We start from the raw sequence: 24572 nt of genomic DNA on the forward strand, positions 1-24572 counted from the left end.
GCGCGAAATGTCGGGCGCTTCGCTAGCCCGACATTTCGGACTTATACCCCGCCGGGGGACAGGTGTGAATTGTGCTGCTGTGTGGCGAATTCCAGGATCTCGATCATGCCGGCCAGGACGGTGTCGTCGAAGCGCCGCAGGTACGCGGTGCCCTGCTCCACGACCGGCCCGTAGATCTCCTGCACCAACCGCTGCGCGAGCGGGGTCGGCCGCACCGTCACCCGCCGCCGATCGCCCGCGTCCCGCTCGCGGGTCACATAGCCGGCGCGCTCCAGCCGATCGATCGCCGTGGTCACCCCGCCGGTCGTCATCCCGGCCGCGGCCGCGAGCTCGCCCGGCGAGAGCGGCTGCGCCGCCGGCCCGAACAGCAGCTCCAGGCACCGCATGTCGGTGCGGTTGAGCCCCAGCCGGTCCGCCGCGCGCTGGTCGAGCGCGTCGACCGCCCGCTGGTACTGCTGCATCGCCCGCCCGAACGCGTCGATCAGTTCCTGCGAACTCACGCTTGCGAGCGTAGCGGATCACTCGTACCGTAAGTGACTAGAAATTCTAGCGACTAGAAGTGCGAGGTAACACGTAGTGAAGGTCATCATCATCGGCGCGGGCACGGGCGGGATGTGTCTCGCGCACGGGCTGCGGCGGGCCGGCGTGGACGTGGCCGTGTACGAGCGGGACCGCACCCGCGCCACCGGCCTGCACGGATACCGGGTCGGCATCGACCCGCACGGCTCTCGGGCGCTCAAGGCGTGCCTCCCGCCGGAGCTGTACCGCACGTTCGTCGCCACCTGCGCCAAGCCCCCGGAGCGCTTCGCGTTCCTCGACGAGCACCTGCGCCGGACGCTCACCATCACGCTGCGTGAACCCACCGACGACGTGAACGACGAGAAGTCCGTGAGCCGCATGACCCTGCGCCAGGTGCTCTTCACCGCAATGGAGGACGTCCTGCATTTCGACAAGACCTTCATCCGGTACCGCCATGAGCCCGACGGCCGCGTCACCGCCTGCTTCGCCGACGGCACCAGCGACACCGGCGACGTGCTCGTAGGGGCCGACGGCGTGAACTCCCCGGTGCGGCGGCAGCGGTTGCCGCACGCGCGCCTGGAGGACGCGGGGATCGTGGCGGTGGCCGCGAAGGTACCGATGACGCTGGAAAGCACGTCGCTCATGCCCGAGGGGCTGTTCCCGGGCATCGGCCTGGTGCTGGCGCCGCGCGGGATGGCGTGCATCCTGCACTGGATGGAGTTTCCGTGGGCGGCGGACGGGCGCCCGAAGGCGGGGATCGGCAGCAGCGACCGGGAGTTGCTCGCCGCGTGGCCCGGGCTGCTGTTCGACAACACGCGGGACTATCTGAACTGGGGCTTGTCGGCGTCGACGGACAAGTTCCCGGCCGATGTCATGCAGCGCTCCGGCGCCGACCTGGTCCGCCTGGTCACGGCGATGACCCCGCGCTGGGACGCGCGCCTGCACCGGCTCTTCGCCCTGACCGATGCCTCGACGTGCTTCCCGATCAACATCCGCACCTCGGTGCGCGTGGACCCGTGGCCCACGGACAACGTGACCCTGCTCGGCGACGCGATCCACACCATGACGCCGGGCCAGGGCGTGGGCGCGAACACCGCCCTGCGCGACGCGCACAACCTGGTGCGGGCCCTGACGAGCGGCCGCCCCGTGCTCGACGCCCTGCGCGACTACGAGCGCGACATGATCGAGTACGGCTTCAAGGCCGTCGAGGCCTCGAAGCGGCAGACCGGCGGCGACCAGCTCGTCCACCGCCCGGTGCTGGGCCGCGTGGCCCTGGCCGCGCAGCGCACCTTCCTGCGGGCGACGGATCGGATACCGCTGCTGAAGCGCCGCTTCGAGGCCGGCCTGTACGAGGTTCGCGGCACCGAGACGTGACGCCGTCCTCCGGTTCTGCCGCTCGGCTCCGGTTCGCTGTTCCGGCTTCGGTCCGTTTGTTGGGTGTCGGTGTTCGGTGTTCGGTGTTCGGTGTCGGTGTCGGGGTTGGGTGTCGGTGTTGTCGGCTTCAGTCGCTGGCTGATGTGATCGCGATGACGCGGGTGAGCGCCGCGTGCAGCTGCAGGAGCTCGTCGACCGGGATGCCGAGCTGCTTGATGATGGCCGGCGGGATGTTCTCGGCCTCGGCTCGAAGCGACCGCCCGGTGGCGGTGAGCGTGACCTCGAGCACCCGCTCGTCGTGCTCGGCCCGCCGGCGGTGGATGAGCCCCCCGGTTTCGAGCCGCTTGAGCAGCGGCGACAGCGTGCCCGGGTCGAGCTGCAACAATCGGCTGAGCTCCTTGACGGACAGCGGCGAGCGCTGCCACAGCGCGAGCATCACCAGGTACTGCGGGTGCGTCAGCCCCATCGGCTCGAGCAGCGGCCGGTAGAGCGCAATCACATTCCGCGAGGCGACGGCCAGCGCGAAGCAGACCTGATGCTCCAGCGCGAGCGGATCGCCCACCCTTGCGTCCTCAGTCACGTGTCCCGGCCCTTCCCGCCAAACCCCGGCGGCTGTCATACTAGCGGCACACCAATAATTGGTACCCCAACCATTAGCACACCAAGGGAGTGTCCGACGTGTTTGGCTTGAAGCGCCGCGACCCCGCTGAGAAGAAGGACCGGGTGGGAACCTTCTTCTTCCGGATCTTCGGCCCCGCGACGGTGGAGGGCGCCATCCAGGGCTGGAGTCCTCAGGCGCGGGACCAGTACAAGCAGATGCGCGAAAACCAGCGGCGAGCGGCAGCCCAACGCCGCGCGGCGGAGGACTCGGCCGCCTGACGGGCGGGTCTTCGCGGCCGCTGCCATGCACACGGCGCCCGGCTCACTCACCCTGGAGCCACAGATCACCGCACCCGGCGGCCATGACGTGGTCGTCGGACCGGTTGTCACCGCGTGGACGTCCAACGCGGCCCGGCGCTGCTGATTACGTGTTCGGCGGTCACGGCGGCGTGCAGGCCCTTAAGTCGGCTCCCCCAGGCCCTTAAGTCGGCTCCCACCGTCGCCCATCGGCGCCGCCATCGCGCCGGCATCGGCGTTGGGTTGCTGTCTCTGCGTCTGTCGGCGTCTGTCGCGGTCTTCGCCGAGTCGTCGCGTTGCGCCGGTTCACGCTGCCGTGCTGTCGCTGGCCGCCGTTGCCGCGTCGTCGCTTCCTGCCGCGTCGCCGTTGCCCCGTCGCCGTTGCCTGCCGCGTCGTCGTCGCCCCGTCGCCGTCGTCGTTGCCGCGTCGTCGTTGCCTGCCGCGTCGTCGTCGCCCCGTCGCCGTCGTCGTTGCCCTGTCGTCGTTGCCTGCCGCGTCGTCGCTGCCTGCCTCGTCGTTGCCGCGTCGCCGTCGCCGTCGCCGTCGCCGTCGCTGCGTCGCCGTCGCGGCCTGCCTCGGGGTCGCCGTGCCTCGTCGTCGTCGCCGTGCCTCGTCGTCGTCGCCGTGCCGCGTCGGCGTTGCCGCCGCGTCGTCGCCGTCGGGGCGTCGCGTTGCGCCCGTCCACGCTGCCGCCGCTGCGTCGTCGTCCCGGTCAGGGCGTCGCGTCACGCTGTCCGTGCCGTCGCGCCAGCCTCTCGCCCCGTTACCCCCCAGCCTGGCTCGGTCCGGGCTCAGCGCAACCTTCGCCGGCTGGCCTCCTGCAGCAACGCCAGCCGAATCGCTCCGACGGCCACGACCGCCAGCGCCGTACGCCACACCGCCATCCCGAACTCCACCGTCGTCACATGCCCGGCCCCGAACTTCCCAGCGACCCCGTCGAGCCCCGGCACGCTGACGATGAGGGTCATCACCGCCACACCGGCCATCGTCGGCGCGACCCAGATCGCCCGAGGCCGCTCGAACGTCGTCCAGGCCGTTCCCACGAGCACGACCGTGGCCGTGATGAGCAGCATCGCCATCGCCACCGTGACCGGCCGGTGCCCGTCGAGCCGGCTGGCCCCGTGCAGCGCCCACCCGCTCCACTGGTCGCCGCCCGGCTGCAGCAACGTGGCGGTCCCGAAGTTCGTCTCCACGGAGACCGTGTTGTCCTCGCGAGCCCACGGCAACGCCAGCGCGAGCAGCGCACCGATCGCCCCGATGAGCGCGACGACCCGGCTGCCAAACCCGGCAGGCGTAGGCCCTGGCGCCGGCGCGACGTCGACCGAACCAACACCGGCCTCGTCAGGTGACCTCATGCCCGTAGACCGTAGTGGCCCAGCGCCAGCCAAGTCACGGCTCCTGCCAATGCTTCCCGATCCACCCCGTGTGTGACTGCCTGGTTCACCTCTCCTTCTCGCATCGGCACCACGAACCGGGAATCCGCACTGTGCCCTGCCGGCAGCACCGGGCAGAACCTCGCGCGGCTCCGGCTCCCACCGCAGCTCGCGGCCGAGGTACGCACCCGGCTGGCCCGTGCGCCTTCGGGATGGCACCAATTCGCGGATTCCCCGGATGCGGCCCAAGTCCTGGTGTGGCCTGAGTTCTCGTGTGGCCCGACTTCCTATGGCGACTTCTATGGCCACTTCTATGGTGACGGCCGCGGACGGCGTCGCTGCGGCATTCGGAACCTCCGCCCGCGCGCCGTTACGTGGCCGGGGTGACAGGTTTTCGGCGCCCGGCCGCTTGTCGGTAGCCCGGATGCACTCCCGGCGTCAGGCCCTGCTGATCCGCGATCTTCTGCAACAGGCCGGTCAGCTGCTCGCGCTCCTCCGGCTCGAGCGCGCTGAGCATTTCGTCGTCGTGTTCGGTGGCGATCGATCGCATGTCCATCATGACCCGCTCCCCGTCGACGGTCAGATACAGCTCGTGATGTCGCCGGTCACTGCTGCCGGTGCGTCGCTCGACCAGGCCCTTGTGGCCGAGGTTGTCGATGAGCACCACCACGCGGCTGGGCACCACCCCGAGGTCGACGGCGACCGACTGCTGGCTTCGTCCGGGCTGGCCGTTGATCATCCGCAGCAGTCCGACCTCGGCCGGTGAGAGTCCGAGCTGCTGCACGCGGTCCGCGAACCGCTCCGATGCGTGCGCTCCGAGCTGTGCCAAAAGGAAGGCCGCCCCTCGTGGCCTCGTGGGTTGCCTGCCGTCCGTCATGGGACTACCGTACACCATCAAGAACGATTCACTCAACTGAACTATTCAGTTCGGAGAAGGGGGCGCGCGATGGCGTTCACCAGTCATCCGGATCTGGCCGGCAAGGTCGCACTGGTCACCGGCGGGTCCCGGGGCATCGGCGCCGCCACGTGCCGGGCGCTCGCGGCCAATGGGGTCAGCGTCGCCGTCAACGGCCGCGACCCCTCCGCCGTCGAGAGCCTGGTCGGCGAGATTGGCGGCAGCGGTGGGACGGCACTGGCGGTGCCCGGCGACGCCACGGACGGTGCGACCGTGCACCGCATCCGCGAGGAGGTCGAGCGGGCATTCGGCCCGATCGACATCCTGGCGCCGTTCGTCGGCGGGCAGGGGCGCCCCGTGCCGACCCACGAACTCGGTGCCGAGCAGTGGCGGGCCACCATCGAAGCCGATCTGACGTCGGTCTTCCTCGCTGTCAGCGAGGTGCTGCCCGGCATGATCGAGCGCCGTGCGGGAGTCATCGTCACGATGTCGTCGACGGCGGGGAGGGTGCCGGGGCTGGCCAGCGCCGCCTATGCCGCGGCCAAGGCCGGTGTGGTGATGTTCAGCAAGCACCTGGCCGCCGAGGTCGGCCAGCACGGCATACGCGTCAACTGTCTCGCCCCGTCGGCCGTGCTGAACAGCCGCATGCGGCAGCACATGACCGACGAGCAGCTCGCCGAGCTTGCCGGGCAATTCCCGCTGGGCCGCATCGGCCGGCCGGAGGACGTCGCCGAGGCCGTGCTCTACCTCGCCTCCGACGCGGCGTCCTGGATCACCGGCGCGACCCTCGACCTCACCGGCGGGCGGGTGATCGTATGACCGCCGCTGTCGGCACCGTCGCCGGCTTCGGAGCCGGCGCCGCCAGGTCCAGCAAAGGGGCCGGCGGCGTTCAAGTGATCCGCCCGCTCAGATGCAAGATGAGCGCCCGGCGGATCTGTCGCGGCGTAAGTGGCCTGGTCCTGGAGGCCGTCAGCGCGATCCGGAGCCTGGGTGTCATGCGCGGCGGGGTCGGGTCGGGACCTCGGCGGCGAACGGTGGCAGGGTGCGCGCATGAGTCGGTGCGGTTGTCACGGACTCGTCGGAGGCAGGGCGCGCAGGAGCGGCGGGTAGAGGACCGTTGCCGAGCCCCGGGTGAAGAGCTGAGCGGGGCGGCCCCGGTCACCGGCGGTGGAGCGGCCGGTGGGGACCACGAAGCCCGGGGTCGACGTGGCCTTGCGGTGGAAGTTCCTCGGGTCCAGCTTGGCGTTCCAGACGGCCTCGTAGACCTGGCGAAGTTCGGCGATGGTGAACTCGGGCGGGCAGAAGGCGGCGGCGAGCGGGGAGTACTCGAGCTTGGCCCGGGCCCGTTCCACACCGTCCCGCAGGATCGTCGCGTGGTCGAAGGCCAGCGGAGGCAGGCTCTCGACCGGCAGCCAGGCGGCCTCGGCGGCGTCGCTGCCCGCCGTCGGTGCCGGAGCCTCGGGGAGCAGGGCCAGATAGGCGACCGTCACCACTCTCGCTCGGGGGTCGCGGCCCGGAGCGCCGTACGTCGCCAGTTGCTCCAGGTGCGAAGCCGGGTGCTGGAGGCCGGTCTCCTCCGACAGCTCGCGGATGGCGGCATCCGTCAGGTCCTCGGTGTCCAGGACGAAACCGCCCGGCAGGGCGTAGGAGCCCTCGTACGGGGAGATGGCGCGGCGCACGAGCAGCACGCACAGGGCGTCCGCCCGGACCGTGAGCATGACCAGGTCGACCGTTACGGCAAAGGACATGTATTTATCACCACATTGACGAGAAAGCCGCTGCACTTATATCGTCGGTCTGACGATAACTGAGCAGTGTAGGTGTTCCAGAGCTGGGCCGGGCGGGTGGCGCGCCGCTACTCGTTCGGTGGCAAGAGCCGGATGCTCCCGCGGGTCACCCGCGGCACAGCCCCGGGGCGTTCGAGCCGGTGCCGCTGAGTCAGGCAAGAGCCGGATGCTCCCGCGGGTCACCCGCGGCACAGCCCCGGGGCGTTCGAGCCGGTGCCGCTGAGTCAGGGGAGGGAAGGCGCCATGGCTGATGTGACACGGCGATTGTTCTGGCGGCACCTGCGCGGGGCGCCGACCAGCTGGGTGCGGCACCACGTCAACGGGGTGGTGCGGCACGAAGGCGTCGGGCAGTCGTTCTGGTACCGGCCGTTGACCGCGGTGCTGTCAGAAGTACCCGTGGACGATCGGGAGCTGCCGTTGCTCTTTCATGCTCGTACCAGTGACTTCGCCGACGTCACCGTCCAAGCCACGGTCACCTATCGGATCAGCGGGCCGGCCACCGCGGCCGAGCGGCTGGACTTCTCCGTGGACCCCAAGGGCGGGCAGTGGCGGGCCCAGCCGCTCGACCAGGTCGCCACGCTGCTGGCGGAGCTGGCTCAGCAGCCGGCGCTCGACCTGCTCGCCCGGCTGCCGCTGACCGAGGCGCTCACGGCCGGGATCGCGCCCGTCCGGGAGGCGGTGTCGGCGGCGCTCGGCAGCGATCCGCGGCTGACCGATACCGGGGTCAGTGTCGTGTCGGCTCGGGTCGTGGCCATTCGGCCCGAGCCGGATCTCGAGCGGGCGCTGCAGACGCCCACTCGGGAGGCGGTGCAGCAGGAGGCGGATCGGGCGACGTACGCGCGGCGGGCTCGAGCCGTCGAACAGGAGCGGGCCATCGCCGAGAACGAGCTGCAGAACAAGATCGAGCTTGCTCGGCGGGAGCAGCAGCTGGTCGAGCAGCACGGGGCGAACACGCAGCGGCAGGCCGAGCTCGATGCGGCCGCGGCGCTCGTGGCCGCGCAGGCCGAGGCGGAACGGTCGCGGGTGGCGGCGGCGGCCGAGGCGGAGGCGGACCGGCTGCGGACGCAGGCTCGTGCCGATGGGGTGCGGGCGGTCGGGCTGGCCGAGGGGGAGGCCGAGGCGGCTCGGGTGGCGGCGTACCGGGATCTGCCGCCCGCGGTGCTCCAGGCGCTCGCCCTTCGGGAGCTGGCCGGGCAGCTGCCGGAGATCGGGCAGCTCACGGTCACGCCGGATGTGGTGACCGGGCTGCTCAACCGGCTCGGCAAGTAGAGGGGGTGACGGGATCGCTGCGGGGCCGAGTGAGGGGCGGCCTCGCAGCGGTCGCGACAGCGGGTGAGAAGCGTGGATGAGCCGAGCGGCGGCCGGGCCGCGTGGAAGGTGAGGCCGCACGGGACGTCGGGCAGCGCGGAAGGTGACGCCGTGCGGGAGATGGGGGCCGCGCGGCAGGTGAAGCCGCACGGGAAGTCGGGCCGTGCAGGAAGTGGGGCCGTGCAGGAAGTGGGGCCGTGCGGCGGCCGGCTGGTGCCGAAGTCCTGCATGGCTCGGCGTCGTCCACCTCTCGACTGGCGAGGTCCTGCGCTACCCGGTCTGCGGACATGGAGAGGGCGGTTGATGCGACTGGGTGACGTGGAAGGGGATGGTCGACAGAGGCGGGTGACATGGAGGAGGGGCCGTGCGGGGTGGGTGATATGAAGGGGGAGCTCCCAGCGGGCGCCCGGCGGTGTCGGTGCGCTCGGCGTGGCGGATCCACCCCGGCGCGGCCTACGCGGATCCATCCCGGCGCGGCCGCGACCGGAGTCCGGGCGGAAGTTGGCTCAGGCTTGTCAGGCGGCGGGGGCCGTTGAGCACAGGGAAGGGGAAGCATGGGCACGCTGGCGCCTCGGGCGGTGATTGTGTCTCGGCGCAGTGAGCTTGACGAGTTGCTCGGGCGGCATGGGACTCGGGCCGCCGCCGACTACTACCTTCGGCAGCGGGGGCGGGATCTCGGCGAGGTCGCGGCGCGGCACGAGGCGCTGCAGGCCGCGATGACCGTGGTCGGGGCCGCCATTCCGGCCGACTGGCGGCGGGGGCACATCGATCGGGAGGATCTGCCGCGGTTCCTGTTCGGGCCCGAGGACGTTGTCATCGCCGTCGGGCAGGATGGGCTCGTCGCGAACGTGGCCAAGTACCTCGATGGGCAGGCGGTGATCGGGGTCGATCCGGAGCCGGGGCGTAATCCGGGGGTGCTCGTGCGCCATGAGGCCCGGGCGATCGGACGGGTGCTCAGGAGCCGTGGTACCGAGCGGCGCACCATGGTGTCGGCCCGGCTCGATGACGGGCAGGAGCTGCTGGGGCTCAACGAGGTGTACTTCGGGCATGTGAGTCACCAGTCCGCGCGGTACACCTTGACGACTCCGGACGGGCAGCGCGAACGGCAGTCGTCGTCCGGGGTGGTGGTCGGCACCGGGACGGGGGCCACCGGGTGGTGCTCGTCGATCGCGCTGGAGCGGGCCGATCCGCCCGTGCTGCCGGCGCCGCAGGCGGCCGAGGTGTGCTGGTTCGTGCGGGAGGCGTGGCCGTCCCCGGCCACCGGGGCGACGCTCACCGACGGGCGGATGGGGCCCGACGAGCGGTTGGAGCTGGCGTGCGAGGGGGAGCGGCTCGTCGTGTTCGCCGATGGGCTGGAGTCGGACCGGCTCGAACTGTCGTGGGGGCAGCGGGTGAGCATCGGCGTGGCAGAGCGGCGCCTCAACCTCGTCGTGTGAGTGCCCGGGTGGCGAACCACGGCCGTCGAGTGCCTGACCCCAAGGTGAGCCCGGCGGCCGAGGTGAGCCCGGCGGCCGAGGTGAGCCCGGCGGCCGAGGTGAGCCCGGCGGCCGAGGTGAGCCCGGCGGCCGAGGTGAGCCCGGCGGCCGAGGTGAGCCCGGCGGCCGAGGTGAGCCCGGCGGCCGAGGTGAGCCCGGCGGCCGAGGTGAGCCCGGCGGCCGAGGTGAGCCCGGCCGTCAAGGCGAGCCCGGCCGTCAAGGCGGTGCCGGCCGTCAAGGTGGGCCCGGCCGTCAAGGTGAGGCCGGCCAAGGCGAGCGCCGTGGACGAGGCGCGGTGGTCGTGTGAGTGGCCGGTAGGCGAGCGTCGCGGGCGTCGTGTGGAAGATTAAGAGCGTGAAGACCTTCCCGCTGGGCCGGCGTAACGTCCACCGCGTCGGGTTCGGCGCCATGCAGCTGCCCGGGCGGGGTGCCTTCGGGCCGCCGCGCGATCGGGCCGAGGCGCTCGCGGTGGTGCGCCGGGCCGTGGACCTCGGCGTCGACCATATCGACACCGCGCAGTACTACGGGCCCGACGTGGCCAACGAGATTCTGCGCAGCGCGCTGTACCCGTATCCGGAGAACCTCGCCCTGGTGAGCAAGGTCGGCGCGAAGCGGGACGACAAGGGGGGCTGGCTGGCCGCGGACCGGCCGGAGGAGCTGCGCGCGGGAGTACAGGAGAACCTGCGGGCGCTCGGCGTCGAGCGGCTGGCCGCCGTCAACCTGCGGCTGCACGCCAAGGGTGATCCCAAGGTGCTCGACGAGCAGCTCGACGCCATGATCGCGATGCGCGACGAGGGGCTGATCGAGGGCATCGGCATGAGCAACGTGGACGAGGAGCAGCTGCGGCAGGCGCTCGCGCGGACCGAGATCGTCTGCGTGCAGAACCCGTTCAACCTCGTGGACCAGCAGTCGCGGCCGGTGCTGGACCTGTGCGTCGAGCGCGGGATCGCGTTCGTGCCGTTCTTCCCGCTCGGCGCGGCCTTCGGGCGCGAGCGGGTCCTGGGCCACCCGGCGGTGAAGGCGGTCGCCGCCCGGCTCGACGCCACCCCGGCGCAGGTCGCGCTCGCGTGGGTGCTCGCCGTCGCGCCGAACACGCTGCTGATCCCGGGCACGGCGTCGCTGGAGCACCTGGAGCAGAACATGGCCGCCGGGCACCTGCGGCTCGACGAGGACGCCCTGGCCGCGCTGGGCGCCGGCGGTACACCGGAATGAAACGCAGGCAGGTCGGCAACCTCCTCGGGCTGGCGGTGCTGAGCTATCTGAGCCGGGCGCCGATGCACCCCTACGAGCTGTCCAAGACGCTGCGGAACCACGGCGACGCGCGCAGTATCAAGTTCAATCACGGCTCGCTGTACATGGTGGTGCAGCAGCTCGCCAAGGCCGGCTTCGTGGCCGAGCAGGAGGTCGAGCGCGAGGGCGCGCGGCCGGAGCGGACCGTGTACCAGATCACCGACGCCGGCCGCGCCGAGCTGCGCGACTGGCTGCGCGAGCTGGTGGGGGAGCCGCAGCACGAGTATCCGGCGTTCGTGAGCGCGCTGTCGATGATCGCGGCGCTGAGCCCGAACGAGGTCGTGCCGCTGCTCGGCAACCGGCTGGACGGGCTCGCGGCGCAGCGCGCCGAGGCCAGCCGGGAGATCGAGCAGGCCGAGCGGCAGGGAGTGCCCCCGTTGTTCCTCATCGAGGAGGTGTACCGCCTGAGCCTCATCGACGCCGAGGTCGCCTACGTGCGCGACCTCCTGGCCCGGATCGACGAGTGGGGACCGATGTGGGCCGAGGCGCACGGCGAGGAGTACAAGCCCGAATAGTTGACACTGACTAGTCGTTCCTGGATAGTCGATATCAACTAATCCAGAGGACGGGGGCTGGCCATGGCCGGGATCGGCAGTGCGGTGGTCATCGGGGGCGGGATCGGCGGGCCGGTCGCGGCGATGGCGCTGCGGAAGGTCGGCATCGAGGCGACGGTCTACGAGGCGTACGACGGGCCGGCGACCGGCGTCGGCGGGGCGCTCGCCATCGCGCCCAACGGCCGGCAGGCCCTGGCCGCGATCGGGGCCGACGAGCAGGTCGCCGCGGCCGGGCGGCCGATGCGCTCGATGATCATGCAGAGCTGGACGGGCAAGCGGCTGGCCGAGTTCGCGGCCCCGCGGCGGCTGCCCGAGCAGCTGCTGATCTGGCGCTCCGAGCTGTACCGCGCGCTCTACGAGGAGGCCGCGCGGCGCGGGATCCGCATCGAGCACGGCAAGCGGCTGGTCTCCCTCGACGGTCCGGTCGCCCGGTTCGCCGACGGCAGCACCGCCGCCGGGGACATCCTCATCGGCGCCGACGGCATCCGCTCCACGGTCCGGCGCGCGATCGACCCGGGTGCCCCCTCCCCGCGCTACGCCGGGCTGCTCGGCTTCGGCGCCAGGTGCGCCGGCGACGGGCTGGAGCCGACCGGCCCGAGGATGCACATGCTCTTCGGCAAGCGGGCCTTCTTCGGGTACCAGATCGAGCCCGACGAGGCCGGCTGGTTCGCGAACCTGCCCCACCCGACGCCGATGACCACCGCCCAGGCCCGCGCGATCGGTGCCGAGGAGTGGCTGCGGCGCATCGCCGACGCGGCGCGCGACGATCGCGGCCCCGTGCTGGAGATGGTCCGGCGCACGCGCCCCGACGAGCTCGTCATCACCGGCGCGCTCGAGGACATTCCGAGCGTGCCCGTGTGGCATCGGGACCGTGTCGTACTGGTGGGAGACGCCGCCCACCCCACGTCCCCGAGCTCGGGCCAGGGCGTGTCGCTCGCCATCGAGAGCGCCGTGCAGCTGGCCCGGTGCCTGCGCGACCTGCCCGTGGAGCGCGCCTTCGCCGAGTACGAGCGGATGCGCCGCGAGCGCGTCGAGCGGATCATCAGGATGGCGGCGCGCACCAACGCCGACAAGGCGGCCGGCCCGATCGCCCGGGTGCTGCGCGACCTGCTCATGCCGATCGCGATGAAGGCGTTCGGCGACCCGGAGAAGTTCGCCTGGCAGTTCGACCACCCGATCGACTTCGACGCCCCCGTGGCGCCGGCCGCGGCGGTGGCCGGCACCGCGCGCTGACGGGTGGCCGGACGATGTGGCGCCGCGGCGGTGGCCGGCACCGCGCGCTGACGGGTGGCCGGACGATGTGGCGCCGCGGCGGTCGACGGGGGCCGGATGCGGTCCGGCGCGGATGATCGCGTCTGATCGCGTCCGAGCCGCACGTGTCCCCGCCGACCGGCCGCGCGGCAGGGGCACGTGCACGTACCATCGGCGCCGTGGACGACGAGCTCGACACGCTGCCGAAGATCGGGGCGCCGGCGACCCGCGCGCTGCACAACGCCGGGTACACCAGCCTGCGCGGGCTCGACGGGGTCGCGCGGGCCGAGCTCGCGAAGCTGCACGGCATGGGGCCCAAGGCGCTCGGCATCCTCGACGAGGCGCTGCGCCGCCACGGGCTCGCGCTGCGCTGATCGGGCGTCACGTAGCCGACCTCGTCTGTCCGGAGCTGACGGCCGCCCGGCACGCCGCCGTCTGGGCCGACCTCGACCTGTGACACCGGGGCTCAGGTGCGCAGGTGGGTCAGCACGGCCAGGACGCGCCGGTTGGTGTCCGGCAGGGCGGGCAGGCCCAGCTTCACGAAGATGCTGCGGATGTGGGCCTCGACCGTGCGCTCGGCCAGGAACAGCCGCTCGGACACGGCCACATTGGACAGTCCCTCGGCCATCAGGGCCAGGATCTCGCGCTCGCGGTCGGACAGGGCGCCGAGGCCCTCGTCGTCGCGGCGGCGGGGGCGGCGCATGACCCGCTCCACGACGAGCGGGTCGATCGCCGTGCCGCCCGCGAGCACCCGGCGCACGTCGGCCAGGAAGCGGTCGATGTCGGTGATGCGGTCCTTGAGCAGGTAGCCGACGCCGGCCTCGCCCTGCTCCAGGATCGTGACCACGTCGCGGGTCTCGATGTACTGCGACAGCAGCAGGATCGCCAGCCCCGGCTCCTCGCGGCGCAGGCGCAGGGCCGCCCGCAGCCCCTCGTCGGTGAAGCTCGGCGGCATGCGGATGTCCACGATGACGGCGTCGGGGCGCTCCCGCGCGACCAGCCGCCGCAGCTCCTCCGCGTCGCCGGCCGAGCCGACCACGTCGAAGCCCTCGGCGGCCAGGAGCCGCTCGAGCCCGACGCGCAGCAGCACTGAGTCGTCGGCGAGGACGAGCCGGTTGGTCATGGTGCCGCCTCCGTGATGTCCGCCGCGCTCATCGGGAGCCTCGCGGTGAGCCGGGTCCCGCCGCCGGGCGGGCTGTGCAGCAGCAGGCGGCCCCCGCACGCCTCGACCCGGTCGCGCAGCCCCTCGAGGCCGCCGCCGGGGACGAACGCCGCCCCGCCGCGGCCCGTGTCGCGCACGAGGACGACGAGGTCGCCGTCCACCGCGGTCAGCCGCAGCTCCACGTCGTCGGAGCCGCCGTGCTTCTCGGCGTTGGTGACCGCCTCGAGGGCGACGTAGTACGCGGTCGCGGCGGTCTCGTCGCCGAGGGCCGCGCCGCCGACCCGGTCGTCGACCCGCACCGCGACGCGGGAGCGCTCGGCCAGGCTCTCCAGCGCGCCGGCCAGGCCGTGCAGGACGAGCGCGGGCGGGTTCATGCCCCGGGCGATCTCGCGCAGCTCCGCCACGGCGGTGTCGAGCTCGGACAGGCCCTGGTCCAGCAGCGCGGAGGAGCCGGTGGCCCGCTGGGCGCGGCGCAGCAGCAGGGCGGCGGCGATGAGCCGCTGCTGCACGCCGTCGTGGATGTTGCGCTCGATGCGGCGCCGCTCGGCGTCGGCGGCCTCGACGATCCGGCGCCGGGAGCGGCGGACCTCGTCGAGGCGGAGCTGGTTGTCGAAGACCAGGGCGGCCATGCGCAGCACCGCGTGCAGCACGTCGGGGGCCGCGGCCAGGGCGGGATCGTGCGCGAGGGCGCCGACCTCGCGGCCGCCGGCCCGCAGCGGGGTCAGGGCGGCGCGCGGGTGGTCGTGGGCGTGCGCGGCGATCTCGTCGAGGGCGAGGACCTCCAGCGTCGGGTCGCCGAGGCCGGTGCGCAGCGCGTCGCGCAGGGCGGCCGGGGCGGGCTGCTCGGCGCCGAGGGCGGCGACGAGCGAGCGGATGGCCGGCGGGGGCGGCTGGCTGCGGGCCAGGCTGAGCCAGGCACCGACCGGGATCGCGGCGCTGCCGGCGTAGTAGGCGATCTGGGGACCGGATCCGGGGACGTACCAGTCGGCGCTGACGATCGCGGTCGCGGCGACGTTGAGCAGGTTGGCGATCCAGAACGGGGTGTAGGCGCTACGGTACAGCGGGGTCGCCGCACGGTACCGGTGCAGCAGGAAGAGCAGCAGGAACACCCCGACGGCCGGATAGGTCGCGGCCCGCACCTCCAGCAGGCCCGCGATCCCCGGCGGGTGCCCCGGCGTCAGCCACCAGGCGAGCAGGGCGGCCGGCCAGAACAGGTAGCCGGCCAGGGCGGTGGCGTGGTCGAGCCGGCCGCGCAGCCGCCCGACCGGGATGACCAGCGCGCAGTGCAGCACCAGCGGCTGGTACACCATGCCCAGCATCAGGTCGTCGCGGAACAGCCACGGCAGCGCCACACGGCCGGCCCCGTCGGCGAGCCAGCACAGGCCGGCGGCGAGCATGAGCGGGCCCATCCGCGAGTCGGGCCGTTCGCGCCACATCCGCGCGCCGACCTCGGTGTGCAGCAGCCCGGCGGCGACGAAGCAGGCCAGCTCCCACGCGCCGAACTCGCCCCGGCCCAGCACCGCGACGGCGACCGCCGCGGCCGCCGCCAGGCTCCGCAGGGCCGTGCGCACATCCGTATCGTCGGGCACCCGACGTATCAGGGGAATACGTGCTGGCACTGATGTCGGGGATCCCGGCCGATTCCTACCTTGAGCCGCATGCGAACCCTCATCATCCCGGCCGCGGCGCTGCTGATGCTCGCGGCCTGTGCCAGTCCCGAGCCGGCGCCCACGGTCGCGGCCCCCGCCGCGACGAGCGCCGCCAACCCGACCAGTGCCGCCCCGACCAGTGCCGCACCGACCAGCGCCGCGGCCGCGTCACCCCCGGGCAAGCTCACCCTCGCGCTGGTCAAGCAGCAGGTCGAGCCGGTGTTCGCCAAGGACCCCGACTGCCCGAAGGGGGAGTGGGTGACGGACCCGGCGAACATCGACGACCGGTACCGGGCGAACGTGTCGGCCTTCGGGGAGTACGACTGCCACCTGACGGACGGCGAGGCGGTGCCGCACCGCGTCGCGCAGGCGATCTTCCTGACGTTCAAGGACCCGCACGCGCTCGACGACTACGACCAGAACGAGCTGGGCATGGTCCCCTCGCTCGTCGACGGCACCACCGTCGTGGTGATCGGGGCCGGGCTCAAGACCGTGGACATGCGCCAGACGCTGCGCGCGATCGAGAAGGCCTGCGAGTGCGGTCACGTCACGTGAGCCGTGGCCGCGTGGCACGATCAAGGGCATGACACTGGCAGTGCTGGGCACCGGCATCATGGGCGCGGCGATCGCCCGCAACTGGCTCAAGGCCGGGCAGGAGGTGCGGGTGTGGAACCGCACCCGCGGCAACGCCGAGCCGCTCGCGGCCGACGGCGCGATCGTGGCCGGCAGCCCGGCCGATGCCGTCGCCGGCGCGGACCCGGTCGTGACGATGCTGTTCGACGCGGCCTCGGTCGCCGAGGTCATGCGGGCCGCGGCGCCGGGGCTGGCCGAGGGCACGCTGTGGCTGCAGCTGAGCACCGTCGGGGCGGCCGGCGCCGACGAGCTGGCCGGGCTCGCCTCCGAGCTGGGACTCGTGTACGTCGACGCGCCGGTGCTGGGCACCCGCGGGCCGGCCGAGCAGGGCAAGCTCAACGTGCTCGCGTCCGGCCCCGCGTCGGCGCGGGCGCGGGTCGAGCAGCTCTGCGCGCCGATCGCGGCCAAGGTGACCTGGCTGGGCGAGGCGGGGCAGGGCAGCCGGGCCAAGCTCGTCGTGAACAGCTGGGTGGTGACCGCGACCGCCGCGTTCGCGCAGAGCGCCGCGCTGGCCGACGCGCTCGGGGTCGACTTCCTGCCGCTGATCGAGGGTGGGGCGCTGGACTGGCCGTACGCGCACCTCAAGGGGCCGCTCATGCGTGAGCGCGACTATCCGGTGGCGTTCCCGGCGGAGGGGGCGGCCAAGGACGCCCGGCTCGTGGGGGAGCTGGCGGCGGCGGTCGGCGTCGACTCGTCGGTGGTGGACACGGCGCGGGAGCTGCTCGAGGAGGCGGTGGCGCGAGGGCGCGGGGAGGAGGACATGGCCGCCGTGTACGAAGCCGTCCGTTCGCCCCGGTGACGCTGGGCCGGCGGCGGCTGCTCGGCCTCGGCGCCGCCGCGGTGCTGACCGGCTGCGGCGGGCCGTCCAGGGTCGCGCAGGCCCCGGCGGTCACCCGCGACGAGGCCGGGCTGCGCGCCGCGGTCGGGCGGTATCTCACGGCCACGCCGGAGAACCCGCGGTTCCCGCTCTACCCCGGTGCCGTCGCGCCGGGGCAGCGTGAACCCGGCCCGCAAGGCCGCCGCGAACGTCCTGGCTGACGCCTAACCGAGGGTCCAGCGCTGGTTGGCCTGGCTGTTGCAGGCCCACAGCACCAGCGTGGTCCCGTTCGCGGTGCCGTTGTCGTAGGCGTCCAGGCACAGCCCCGACTGCACGCCCCGCACGGTGCCGTCCGCGCCCAGCGTCCACTGCTGGTTCGCCTGGTTGTCGCAGTCCCAGATGTCGACCGTCGTGCCGTTCGCGGTGCCGTTGCCGAACGCGTCGAGGCATTTTCCGCCGTACACCTTCAGCTGCCCGGCCCCGGTGAGCGCCCAGCCCTGGTTGACCTGGTTGTTGCAGTCCCAGAGCTGCACCTTCGCGCCGTTCGCGGTGCTCGCGGCGTCCACGTCGAGGCAGCGGCCGGACTGCGCGCCGGTCACCGGCAGCGGGCCCGCGAGCGCGCGCACCTCCACGGCGTCGAGGTCGGGGGCCCAGGCGCCCGCGTTGGCGAACGTCATCGTGCTCGTTCCGGGCGTCAACGGTACCGTGATGCTGACGCTGCCCGCCGTCGTCCACGAGCCCGTGGGCGGGAACGGGACCACGGTGGAGGGCCGCCCGTTCACCTGCACCGTGGCGGTGCGCGTCGCGGTGTCTGTAGGAGGTGGCGGCGGCGGTGCTCTGGCCCGTCCAGGCGTTGCGGACCGTGGCGGTCGCGGCGGTCAGGCCCAGGTCGGCCCAGCGGACCGTCATCGTCGCGGCCGAGCCGGTGCGGTTGAGCAGCACGACCGCGCGGCCGGGGCCGGTGAGCACTTTGCCGAAGACCTGCCGCCCGCCGGAATCCTCGGCGACCTTCACGCCCTGCAGGCCCCGCGGGTCCTGGTCGGCCGCCACCACGTCGGCGTTCTTGAGCGCCGCGACCGTGGTCGCGTCCAGCGTGGTCAGATCGGCGCCGAGCAGCAGCGGCGCCCCCGAGATCGCCCACAGGTCGAGGTGCGTGCGGTTCTGGGCGGCGCCGAGGTCGGTCAACGCCGTGCGAATCGGTCCCCGGCGAGTGCGCTCCACGGTCCCGCGTGGTGCGACCGGTAGCCGGACGGCACCCGCTCAGTCCTCGCCCACCGCCGGGGTCATGACGACCGTCCACGTGCGCACGGTGACCGCGAGCAGCCCCGAGCGCACGGCCTCGTCGTCCTGCTCGGCCAGGCGCACCGCGTCCTCCAGGCTCGCCGCGGCCAGCACGGTCATGGCCTCGTCCACCGAGCCGTCCGTGTCGTCGAAGGGGCCCGCGGCCACTAACGTCCCGTCCTCCGCGCGCCGGTTGAGAAACGCCAGGTGCTCCCGGAAGCCTGGCTGGTCGGTGACCCGCACGGCCGGGTCGGCGGCCGGGCCGGGGCGGTGCTGCAGGACGAACCAGATGCGCGGCGTCATGCCCACCAGGATCGCACCTCGTCAGGCGAGAGGTGGCAGGGCGGTCGATGAACGCACGACGAGTTCCGTGGCCAGCTCCACGTGCAGGGCGTCGAGCTCGTGCTGCTCCAGCAGCCGGACCAGCAGCGACACGGCCATGCGGCCCATCTCCGGCAGCGGCTGGCGCACCGTGGTGAGGCCGGTGGCCTGGGCCAGGTCGAGGTCGTCGAAGCCGGTGACCGAGAGGTCCTGCGGCACCCGCAGCCCGCGCTCGGCCGCGGCCCGCAGCGCGCCGACGGCGGCCTTGTCGTTGAAGCAGACCAGCGCGGTCGGGCGGTCGGGCTGGTCGAGCAGTTCGCCGGCGGCGCGGTGGCCGTGCTCGGTGGTCGGCTCGACGCTGCGCAGCAGCTCCCCGGACGGCAGCACGCCGACGTCGGCCAGGGCCGCGTTGTGCCCGGCGAGCCGCGCGTCGCTGGCCAGCCACTCGGTCGGGCCGCCGATGACGCCGATGCGCCGGTGCCCGAGCTCGACCAGGTGGCCGGTGAGGCGGCGGGCGCCGGCGAAGTGCGCGGCCGAGACCGAGACGATGTCGCGGGGCAGCGTCGTGCGCGGGTCGACGACCACGAACGGCATCCGGCGCCGCTGCAGCTCGACGAGGTCGTCGCCGGGCTCCGGGGGCAGGATGACGATCACGCCGGTGACGCCCTCGCGGCCGTCGAGGTCGGCCAGCAGCGGGGTGCGCTGGGCCGCCTCGCCGGCGGTGAGCACGAGCTGGCGGCCGTGCAGGGTCAGCGTCTCGGCGATCGAGGACACGATCAGGCCGAAGTAGTCGGTGAGCACGTACGGGCAGCGCACGAAGACCGTCCCGCCCTTGGACTTGCCGCTCACCCCGATGCGGGCCCGCAGCCGCTCGGCCGCCTCGTGCACCAGCGCCCGGGTCGCGGGCGTGACCGCGTGGTGGTCGTTGAGCGCGCGCGAGACGGTCGCGATCGACATCCCGGTCTCGGCCGCGATGTCGCGCACGGTCACCCGTCTGTGGCCCGCCATCGTCGCCTCTTTCTCTTAGGAGTCTTGACAGTCAATCCTCGCAGCGGTTTGCTGATGCCCAGCGATGTTACAGGACGTTTCATTCCGTTACATCGCCGTCGGCGTCCGCACCGCCTTCACCCTGGCCTAGGAGGCCACATGAGACTTCGCTACGGGATCGCCGCGCTCGCGGCGGCCGCCCTCGGCGCGGTTGGTTTCATCGCCGCGCCGCACGCGCTCGCGGCCGGCGAGTCCGTGAACGTCTGGCTCACCACCACCAGTGACGCCGGCGGCCGCACCGTCACCCGGGGCCTGGCCCAGCAGGCCGCCGTCGGGTTCAGCTCCGGCACCGGCGGCAGCGGGCAGAACATCACCGTCAACGACGCCACCCGCTACCAGACCTTCACCGGCGGCGGGGCGTCGTTCACCGACACCGCGGCCTGGCTCATGAACAGCTCCGGCGCCCTGTCGGCGAGCACCCGCAGTGCCGTGATGCAGAAGCTCTTCGACCCGGTCAACGGCATCGGCCTGAGCTTCCTGCGCAACCCCATGGGCGCCTCGGACCTGGCCCGCACCGGCTACTCCTACGACGACCGCCCCGCCGGCCAGACCGACCCGAGCCTGGCCAACTTCAGCATCGCCCACGACCTCGCCGACGTGCTCCCGCTGACCAAGCAGGCCCAGCAGCTCAACCCGAAGCTGACCACGATGGCGAGCCCGTGGACGGCACCGGGCTGGATGAAGGACAGCGGCAGCCTCAACGGCGGCTGGCTGCAGGCCCAGTACTACGCGGCCTACGCCCAGTACTTCGTGAAGTACGTCCAGGCCTACCAGGCGCAGGGCGTGAAGGTCGACTTCGTGACCCCGCAGAACGAGCCCACCTGCTGCGCCGGATACCCGTCGATGAGCTGGAACGCCAACGGCCTCGACTACTTCGTCGGCTCGAACCTGCTGCCGGCCTTCCACGCGGCGGGCCTGTCCACGAAGGTGCTCGTGCACGACTGGAACTGGGACGTGTACGACTCCTACGCGGCCCAGTCCGTCAACGACGCCGCGATCCGCAACGACTCCCTCTTCGGCGGCATCGCCTGGCACGGCTACGGCGGCGACGTCACCCAGCAGACGTCGGTGCACAACCAGTACCCGAACGTCGACGCGTACAGCACCGAGCACTCCGGCGGCACCTGGATCGCCAACCAGCAGCAGGAGGACATGCTCAACCTGATCGACTACGGCCGGAACTGGTCCAAGAGCTTCACCAAGTGGAGCCTGGCCGTGGACCAGAACATGGGCCCGCACTACGGCGGCTGCGGCACCTGCACCGGCCTGATCACCGTCCACAACGGCGACTCGCGCTCCGGCCAGGTCGACTACACCATCGAGTACTACACGATGGGCCACCTGACCAAGTTCGTGCAGCCCGGCGCCTGGCGCGTGGACTCCACGGCGAACGCGAGCGTGCCGAACATCGCCTACCTCAACACCGACGGCACCCGCGCGCTCATCGCGTACAACAACACCGGCAGCACCCAGGCGGTGACCGTCAACTGGAACGGCCAGCACTTCACGTACAGCCTGCCGACGAAGACCTCGGCGACGTTCACGTGGAAGGCCGGGACCACGACCACGCCCTCGCGGACCGGGCAGATCACCGGCCTCGGCGGCAAGTGCGTCGACGTCGCCGGGGCGAGTTCCGCGAACGGCACGGCGGTGCAGCTCTACACCTGCAACGGCACCGGCGCGCAGCAGTGGACGGTCGGCACCGACGGCACCATCCGCGCGCTGGGCAAGTGCCTCGACGTGACCTCGGCCAGCTCCGCGGACGGCACGAAGATCCAGCTGTACGACTGCAACGGCTCGGCCGCGCAGAGCTGGACGGCCAACGCGGACGGGACGCTGCGCGCGCTGGGCAAGTGCCTCGACGTCACCGACAACTCGACGGCCGACGGCGCGCGGCTGCAGATCTGGACCTGTTTCGCGGGCGCGAACCAGCGCTGGACGCTGCCCGCCTAGAGAACGCCCGGGTCCCGGACGGCGACGGTGGGGTGGTCGTCCGGGGCCCGGTCGCTATGGTCGCAGCCATGCTGTTCATGGTGATCGAGACCTTCCGCGGCGGGCAGGCCCGGCCGGTGTACGAGCGGGCCCGCGCCCAGGGCCGGCAGCTCCCCGACGGGCTGCGCTACGTCGACAGCTGGGTCGCCGCCGACTGCGGCCGCTGCTACCAGCTCCTGGAGTGCGACGACCTGACCCTGCTCATGACGTGGGTCACGCGCTGGAACGACCTCGTCGACTTCGAGATCGTCCCGGTCGTTCCGTCTTCGCGGGCCTCGCCGCTGCTGTGACCCGTACGGCCGTCGGCTCGACCGATTAACCCGGGTGAAACGCCCCGGGCGGAGCATGGTGGGCATGGTCGACGAACGCGCGCAGCTCGAGGTCGCCCGGCTCGGCGAGGGCCGGATCGACTCGCCGCTCTCGGCGCTGCTGCGCCGGCAGGGCACCACGCGGCACTACGTGGACGAGGCGGACCGGGTGCTGCTGGACGACACCGTCGCGCTCGTCGCCGCCCGCGCGGTCCCGGTGGCGGAGCTGCCGGGGTTCGAGCCCGGCGGCCCGCGCTCGAAGATCTACTTCGACCCATCCAAGACGCGGGTCGGCATCGTCACCTGCGGCGGCCTGTGCCCGGGGCTCAACGACGTCATCCGGGCCCTGGTGCTGGAGCTCACCAACCACTACGGGGTGCGCCGGATCGTGGGCTTCCGCAACGGCTACCAGGGGATGACCGCGCGCTACGGCCGGCCGGTCGTGGATCTGAGCCCCGACGTGGTCGCGGGCATCAACGAGTACGGCGGCACCATCCTCGGCACGTCCCGTGGCAACCAGGACCCGGGCGAGATCGTGGACTGCCTGGAGCAGCTCAGCATCAACGTGCTGTTCGTGATCGGCGGCGACGGCTCGATGCGCGGCGCGCTGCGCATCGCCGAGACGGTCGCGGAGCGGGGCCTGCGCATCGCCGTCGTCGGGGTGCCCAAGACCATCGACAACGACATCCCCTACATCGAGCGCTCCTTCGGCTTCCAGACCGCGTTCGGCAAGGCGACGGAGGCGATCCGCGCCGCGCACGTCGAGGCGACGGCGTTCCCCAACGGCATCGGGCTGGTGCAGCTCATGGGCCGGCACTCGGGGTTCATCGCCTGCTACGCGGCCCTGGCCAACAACGACGCCGACTACGTGCTCATCCCCGAGGTGCCGTTCGCGCTCGACGGGCCGGGCGGCTTCCTCGAGCACCTGCGCCGCCGGGTCGTGGACCGCGGGCACGCGATGGTGGTCGTGGCCGAGGGGGCGGGGCAGGAGTACCTGTCGGCGAAGGGGCGCGACGCCTCGGGCAACGTGCGGCTCGAGGACTTCGGGCGGTATCTGCGCGGGCGCATCGCCGAGCACTTCGCCGCCGCCGGGGTCGAGGCCAACCTCAAGTACATCGACCCGAGCTACACCATCCGCAGCGTGCCGGCCGATCCGTACGACAGCGTGTACTGCATCCGCCTGGCCCACGCCGCCGTGCACGCGGCGATGGCGGGGCGCACCGAGATGGTGGTCGGCCGCTGGCGGGGCCGGTTCGTCCACGTGCCGATCGCTTTGGCCATCAGCTCGCGCAACCTCGTCGACCCCGACGGCGACCTGTGGCTGTCCGTGCTCGAGGCGACCGGACAGCCACCGGTCTTCGCCTGAGCGCTCAGCCGGCCCGGCGCGCGCGGACGGCCGCGGCCAGCTCGTCCAGCAGCGACTCCGTCGTGTCCCAGGACATGCAGGCGTCGGTGACGCTCTGGCCGTACGTCAGCTCGCCCCCGAGGTCCTGCCGCCCGGCGACGAGGAAGCTCTCGAGCATCACCCCGGCGATCCCGTCCTGACCGGCCGCCACCTGCTCGGCGACCTCCCGGGTCACCGCCGCCTGCCGCACGTGGTCCTTGCCGCTGTTGCCGTGGCTCGCGTCCACCACGAGCCGGCGCGGCATCTGCGCCTTCTCCAGGCGGGCGAGCGCGTCGGCGACGTCGCCCGGCCCGTAGTTCGGGCCGGTCCGCGCGCCCCGCAGGATGATGTGGCAGTCGGGGTTGCCGGCGGTGGACACGACCGCGGCCCGCCCGTCCTCGTCCACGCCGAAGAACACGTGCCGGCTCGCCGCGGTCCGGCACCCGTCGATCGCCACCTGCACGTCGCCGTCGGTGCCGTTCTTGAAGCCGACCGGCATCGACAGGCCCGACGCGAGCTGGCGGTGCACCTGGCTCTCCGGCGTCCGGGCGCCGATCGCGCCCCACGAGACGGCGTCGGCGATGTACTGCGGGCTGGTCGGCTCCAGGAACTCGCACCCGACGGGCAGGCCGAGCGCGAGCACGTCGAGCAGGAGCTCGCGGGCCAGGCGCAGGCCGCGGGGCACGTCGAAGGTCTCGTCCAGGCCGGGGTCGTTGATGAGGCCCTTCCAGCCGACGGTGGTGCGGGGCTTCTCGAAGTACACCCGCATGACCACGGCGAGGTCGGCGGACAGGCGTTCGGCCGCGGCGGCCAGGCGCCGCGCGTAGTCCACCGCCGCCACCGGGTCGTGCACCGAGCAGGGCCCGACCACCACGAGGAGCCGGTCGTCGGCGCCGGTCACGATGCGGTGCACGGCGTCGCGGCCGCGCTGCACGACCGCGGCCCGCTCGTCGTCCATCGGCAACTCGGCGGTGAGCGCCCGCGGCGAGAACAGCGGGCGGTAGCCGGTCACGCGGAGATTGCTGGTTTCCATGCCCGTCTGGGTCCCTTCCAAGGAGGCGGGCCCGGTGACACCCAGCGCCCGCCGTCTGACACGACGAAGGGCAGAGACGACGACGTCTCTGCCCCTGCTGGCTCCGGGTGAACTAGGTCAGCGCGAACAGCCGCCGGCTCCACCCGGAGCCACGGTAAACGCGCGATAACCCAGCATCACGCGGCCACTGTACCGCACCGACGGGCCCTTCGGCCCTGCCG

General features: G+C 72.6%; 27 protein-coding genes and 2 pseudogenes. 16 read left to right on the forward strand and 13 right to left on the reverse strand.

All coding sequences use genetic code 11. From position 1 onward, the window contains the following. Positions 1–41 precede the first annotated feature (41 nt). Positions 42–500 (reverse strand): MarR family winged helix-turn-helix transcriptional regulator, encoded by a 459-nt coding sequence (locus tag ACQP1P_RS13875; protein WP_433086689.1) that lies wholly within the window; start codon positions 498–500, stop codon positions 42–44. Between the two features lie 112 nt (positions 501–612). Here ACQP1P_RS13875 and ACQP1P_RS13880 point away from each other — a divergent pair, with 112 nt between their 5' ends. Then, positions 613–1893 carry an FAD-dependent oxidoreductase gene (locus tag ACQP1P_RS13880; protein ID WP_433089994.1) on the forward strand — a complete coding sequence of 427 codons (1281 nt, stop codon included), beginning with the start codon at positions 613–615 and terminating at the stop codon, positions 1891–1893. 127 nt (positions 1894–2020) lie between these two features. On the opposite strand, the gene ACQP1P_RS13885 is transcribed toward ACQP1P_RS13880, so the two are convergent. Then, complete coding sequence (locus ACQP1P_RS13885) at positions 2021–2455, reverse strand: MarR family winged helix-turn-helix transcriptional regulator (protein WP_433086691.1); 435 nt, start codon at positions 2453–2455, stop codon at positions 2021–2023. A 107-nt stretch (positions 2456–2562) separates the two neighbouring features. Here ACQP1P_RS13885 and ACQP1P_RS13890 point away from each other — a divergent pair, with 107 nt between their 5' ends. After that, positions 2563–2772, forward strand: a complete 210-nt coding sequence (locus tag ACQP1P_RS13890) for a hypothetical protein (protein WP_433086693.1) — start codon at positions 2563–2565, stop codon at positions 2770–2772. Between the two features lie 810 nt (positions 2773–3582). Here ACQP1P_RS13890 and ACQP1P_RS13895 read toward each other — a convergent pair. Then, complete coding sequence (locus tag ACQP1P_RS13895; protein ID WP_433086695.1) at positions 3583–4146, reverse strand: hypothetical protein; 564 nt, start codon at positions 4144–4146, stop codon at positions 3583–3585. Between the two features lie 388 nt (positions 4147–4534). After that, complete coding sequence (locus tag ACQP1P_RS13900) at positions 4535–5041, reverse strand: MarR family winged helix-turn-helix transcriptional regulator (protein WP_433086697.1); 507 nt, start codon at positions 5039–5041, stop codon at positions 4535–4537. On the opposite strand from ACQP1P_RS13900, the gene ACQP1P_RS13905 reads away from it, so the two are divergent. Beyond that, the gene (locus tag ACQP1P_RS13905) at positions 5024–5878 is read left to right on the forward strand and encodes an SDR family NAD(P)-dependent oxidoreductase (protein ID WP_433086699.1); all 855 of its coding nucleotides are present in this window, start codon (positions 5024–5026) and stop codon (positions 5876–5878) included. The genes ACQP1P_RS13900 and ACQP1P_RS13905 overlap by 18 nt on opposite strands. A gap of 248 nt (positions 5879–6126) precedes the next feature. Here the strand turns inward: ACQP1P_RS13905 and ACQP1P_RS13910 are convergent, their stop codons facing one another. Further along, on the reverse strand, positions 6127–6807 hold the full coding sequence (locus ACQP1P_RS13910) for an NUDIX hydrolase (protein WP_433086701.1): 681 nt from the start codon (positions 6805–6807) through the stop codon (positions 6127–6129). 282 nt (positions 6808–7089) lie between these two features. Here ACQP1P_RS13910 and ACQP1P_RS13915 point away from each other — a divergent pair, with 282 nt between their 5' ends. The 7 genes from ACQP1P_RS13915 (at position 7090) to ACQP1P_RS13945 (ending at position 13098) form a co-directional block, all read left to right on the forward strand. Beyond that, positions 7090–8115, forward strand: coding sequence for an SPFH domain-containing protein (locus tag ACQP1P_RS13915; RefSeq protein ID WP_433086703.1), 1026 nt, complete (start codon positions 7090–7092; stop codon positions 8113–8115). Positions 8116–8765: 650 nt separating this feature from the next. Continuing rightward, on the forward strand, positions 8766–9590 hold the full coding sequence (locus ACQP1P_RS13920) for a hypothetical protein (protein WP_433086705.1): 825 nt from the start codon (positions 8766–8768) through the stop codon (positions 9588–9590). A gap of 29 nt (positions 9591–9619) precedes the next feature. Next, the gene (locus ACQP1P_RS13925; RefSeq protein ID WP_433086707.1) at positions 9620–9979 is read left to right on the forward strand and encodes a hypothetical protein; all 360 of its coding nucleotides are present in this window, start codon (positions 9620–9622) and stop codon (positions 9977–9979) included. A gap of 4 nt (positions 9980–9983) precedes the next feature. After that, positions 9984–10841, forward strand: a complete 858-nt coding sequence (locus tag ACQP1P_RS13930; RefSeq protein WP_433086709.1) for an oxidoreductase — start codon at positions 9984–9986, stop codon at positions 10839–10841. After that, positions 10838–11434: a PadR family transcriptional regulator gene (locus ACQP1P_RS13935; RefSeq protein ID WP_433086711.1), complete on the forward strand. Its 597-nt coding sequence runs from the start codon at positions 10838–10840 to the stop codon at positions 11432–11434. The genes ACQP1P_RS13930 and ACQP1P_RS13935 overlap by 4 nt, the downstream gene beginning before the upstream one ends. Positions 11435–11497: 63 nt before the next feature. Beyond that, a complete protein-coding gene (locus ACQP1P_RS13940) occupies positions 11498–12706 on the forward strand; it encodes an FAD-dependent oxidoreductase (protein ID WP_433086713.1) in 1209 nt (402 codons plus the stop codon). A 197-nt stretch (positions 12707–12903) separates the two neighbouring features. Next, complete coding sequence (locus tag ACQP1P_RS13945) at positions 12904–13098, forward strand: DNA-binding protein (protein ID WP_433086715.1); 195 nt, start codon at positions 12904–12906, stop codon at positions 13096–13098. Positions 13099–13190: 92 nt separating this feature from the next. Here the strand turns inward: ACQP1P_RS13945 and ACQP1P_RS13950 are convergent, their stop codons facing one another. Then, positions 13191–13847 (reverse strand): response regulator transcription factor, encoded by a 657-nt coding sequence (locus ACQP1P_RS13950; RefSeq protein ID WP_433086717.1) that lies wholly within the window; start codon positions 13845–13847, stop codon positions 13191–13193. Then, positions 13844–15457, reverse strand: coding sequence for a sensor histidine kinase (locus ACQP1P_RS13955; protein WP_433086719.1), 1614 nt, complete (start codon positions 15455–15457; stop codon positions 13844–13846). The genes ACQP1P_RS13950 and ACQP1P_RS13955 overlap by 4 nt, the downstream gene beginning before the upstream one ends. 87 nt (positions 15458–15544) lie before the next feature. Here ACQP1P_RS13955 and ACQP1P_RS13960 point away from each other — a divergent pair, with 87 nt between their 5' ends. From ACQP1P_RS13960 to ACQP1P_RS13970, 3 genes are read left to right on the forward strand one after another with little or no spacing between them, the layout of a single operon-like run. Continuing rightward, positions 15545–16090 carry a hypothetical protein gene (locus tag ACQP1P_RS13960; protein ID WP_433086721.1) on the forward strand — a complete coding sequence of 182 codons (546 nt, stop codon included), beginning with the start codon at positions 15545–15547 and terminating at the stop codon, positions 16088–16090. 28 nt (positions 16091–16118) lie between these two features. Further along, a complete protein-coding gene (locus ACQP1P_RS13965) occupies positions 16119–16967 on the forward strand; it encodes an NAD(P)-dependent oxidoreductase (protein WP_433086723.1) in 849 nt (282 codons plus the stop codon). Further along, entirely contained in the window at positions 16964–17206 is a 243-nt protein-coding gene (locus ACQP1P_RS13970) for a hypothetical protein (protein ID WP_433086725.1), read from the forward strand. The genes ACQP1P_RS13965 and ACQP1P_RS13970 overlap by 4 nt, the downstream gene beginning before the upstream one ends. Before the next feature lie 3 nt (positions 17207–17209). Here ACQP1P_RS13970 and ACQP1P_RS13975 read toward each other — a convergent pair whose 3' ends face one another. From ACQP1P_RS13975 to ACQP1P_RS13995, 5 genes and pseudogenes are all read right to left on the reverse strand, one after another. Beyond that, on the reverse strand, positions 17210–17662 hold the full coding sequence (locus ACQP1P_RS13975; protein WP_433089996.1) for an RICIN domain-containing protein: 453 nt from the start codon (positions 17660–17662) through the stop codon (positions 17210–17212). Positions 17663–17668: 6 nt separating this feature from the next. Continuing rightward, a pseudogene (locus ACQP1P_RS13980) lies at positions 17669–17773 on the reverse strand (hypothetical protein); the annotation flags it as partial. Positions 17774–17852: 79 nt separating this feature from the next. After that, a pseudogene (locus ACQP1P_RS13985) lies at positions 17853–18206 on the reverse strand (glycoside hydrolase family 27 protein); the annotation flags it as partial. Positions 18207–18245: 39 nt separating this feature from the next. After that, a complete protein-coding gene (locus tag ACQP1P_RS13990; protein WP_433086727.1) occupies positions 18246–18569 on the reverse strand; it encodes a YciI family protein in 324 nt (107 codons plus the stop codon). 21 nt (positions 18570–18590) lie between these two features. After that, positions 18591–19595, reverse strand: a complete 1005-nt coding sequence (locus ACQP1P_RS13995) for a LacI family DNA-binding transcriptional regulator (protein WP_433086729.1) — start codon at positions 19593–19595, stop codon at positions 18591–18593. Positions 19596–19733: 138 nt separating this feature from the next. Between ACQP1P_RS13995 and ACQP1P_RS14000 the strand changes: the two genes are divergently transcribed. From ACQP1P_RS14000 to ACQP1P_RS14010, 3 genes are all read left to right on the forward strand, one after another. Then, positions 19734–21587: a ricin-type beta-trefoil lectin domain protein gene (locus ACQP1P_RS14000; RefSeq protein WP_433086731.1), complete on the forward strand. Its 1854-nt coding sequence runs from the start codon at positions 19734–19736 to the stop codon at positions 21585–21587. A 68-nt stretch (positions 21588–21655) separates the two neighbouring features. Continuing rightward, positions 21656–21916, forward strand: a complete 261-nt coding sequence (locus ACQP1P_RS14005) for a DUF3303 domain-containing protein (protein ID WP_433086733.1) — start codon at positions 21656–21658, stop codon at positions 21914–21916. A gap of 64 nt (positions 21917–21980) precedes the next feature. Beyond that, positions 21981–23300, forward strand: coding sequence for an ATP-dependent 6-phosphofructokinase (locus tag ACQP1P_RS14010; RefSeq protein ID WP_433086735.1), 1320 nt, complete (start codon positions 21981–21983; stop codon positions 23298–23300). Positions 23301–23304: 4 nt separating this feature from the next. Here ACQP1P_RS14010 and ACQP1P_RS14015 read toward each other — a convergent pair whose 3' ends face one another. Beyond that, positions 23305–24351: a 3-deoxy-7-phosphoheptulonate synthase gene (locus ACQP1P_RS14015; protein ID WP_433086737.1), complete on the reverse strand. Its 1047-nt coding sequence runs from the start codon at positions 24349–24351 to the stop codon at positions 23305–23307. Positions 24352–24572 lie beyond the last annotated feature (221 nt).

Source organism: Dactylosporangium sp. CA-052675, from assembly GCF_050947935.1.
Classification (GTDB): Bacteria; Actinomycetota; Actinomycetes; order Mycobacteriales; family Micromonosporaceae; genus Dactylosporangium.

Excerpts from the sequence above, each read along its gene's own strand:
- ACQP1P_RS14005 (WP_433086733.1), top strand. The coding sequence starts at position 21,656 with ATGCTGTTCATGGTGATCGAGACCTTCCGCGGCGGGCAGGCCCGGCCG.
- ACQP1P_RS13880 (WP_433089994.1), top strand. The coding sequence starts at position 613 with ATGTGTCTCGCGCACGGGCTGCGGCGGGCCGGCGTGGACGTGGCCGTG.
- ACQP1P_RS13975 (WP_433089996.1), bottom strand. The coding sequence starts at position 17,662 with ATGACGTTCGCCAACGCGGGCGCCTGGGCCCCCGACCTCGACGCCGTG.
- ACQP1P_RS13950 (WP_433086717.1), bottom strand. The coding sequence starts at position 13,847 with ATGACCAACCGGCTCGTCCTCGCCGACGACTCAGTGCTGCTGCGCGTC.
- ACQP1P_RS13895 (WP_433086695.1), bottom strand. The coding sequence starts at position 4,146 with ATGAGGTCACCTGACGAGGCCGGTGTTGGTTCGGTCGACGTCGCGCCG.
- ACQP1P_RS13940 (WP_433086713.1), top strand. The coding sequence starts at position 11,498 with ATGGCCGGGATCGGCAGTGCGGTGGTCATCGGGGGCGGGATCGGCGGG.
- ACQP1P_RS13915 (WP_433086703.1), top strand. The coding sequence starts at position 7,090 with ATGGCTGATGTGACACGGCGATTGTTCTGGCGGCACCTGCGCGGGGCG.
- ACQP1P_RS13935 (WP_433086711.1), top strand. The coding sequence starts at position 10,838 with ATGAAACGCAGGCAGGTCGGCAACCTCCTCGGGCTGGCGGTGCTGAGC.
- ACQP1P_RS13960 (WP_433086721.1), top strand. The coding sequence starts at position 15,545 with ATGCGAACCCTCATCATCCCGGCCGCGGCGCTGCTGATGCTCGCGGCC.
- ACQP1P_RS14010 (WP_433086735.1), top strand. The coding sequence starts at position 21,981 with ATGGTCGACGAACGCGCGCAGCTCGAGGTCGCCCGGCTCGGCGAGGGC.
- ACQP1P_RS13995 (WP_433086729.1), bottom strand. The coding sequence starts at position 19,595 with ATGGCGGGCCACAGACGGGTGACCGTGCGCGACATCGCGGCCGAGACC.
- ACQP1P_RS13965 (WP_433086723.1), top strand. The coding sequence starts at position 16,119 with ATGACACTGGCAGTGCTGGGCACCGGCATCATGGGCGCGGCGATCGCC.
- ACQP1P_RS13990 (WP_433086727.1), bottom strand. The coding sequence starts at position 18,569 with ATGACGCCGCGCATCTGGTTCGTCCTGCAGCACCGCCCCGGCCCGGCC.
- ACQP1P_RS14015 (WP_433086737.1), bottom strand. The coding sequence starts at position 24,351 with ATGGAAACCAGCAATCTCCGCGTGACCGGCTACCGCCCGCTGTTCTCG.
- ACQP1P_RS14000 (WP_433086731.1), top strand. The coding sequence starts at position 19,734 with ATGAGACTTCGCTACGGGATCGCCGCGCTCGCGGCGGCCGCCCTCGGC.
- ACQP1P_RS13900 (WP_433086697.1), bottom strand. The coding sequence starts at position 5,041 with ATGACGGACGGCAGGCAACCCACGAGGCCACGAGGGGCGGCCTTCCTT.
- ACQP1P_RS13910 (WP_433086701.1), bottom strand. The coding sequence starts at position 6,807 with ATGTCCTTTGCCGTAACGGTCGACCTGGTCATGCTCACGGTCCGGGCG.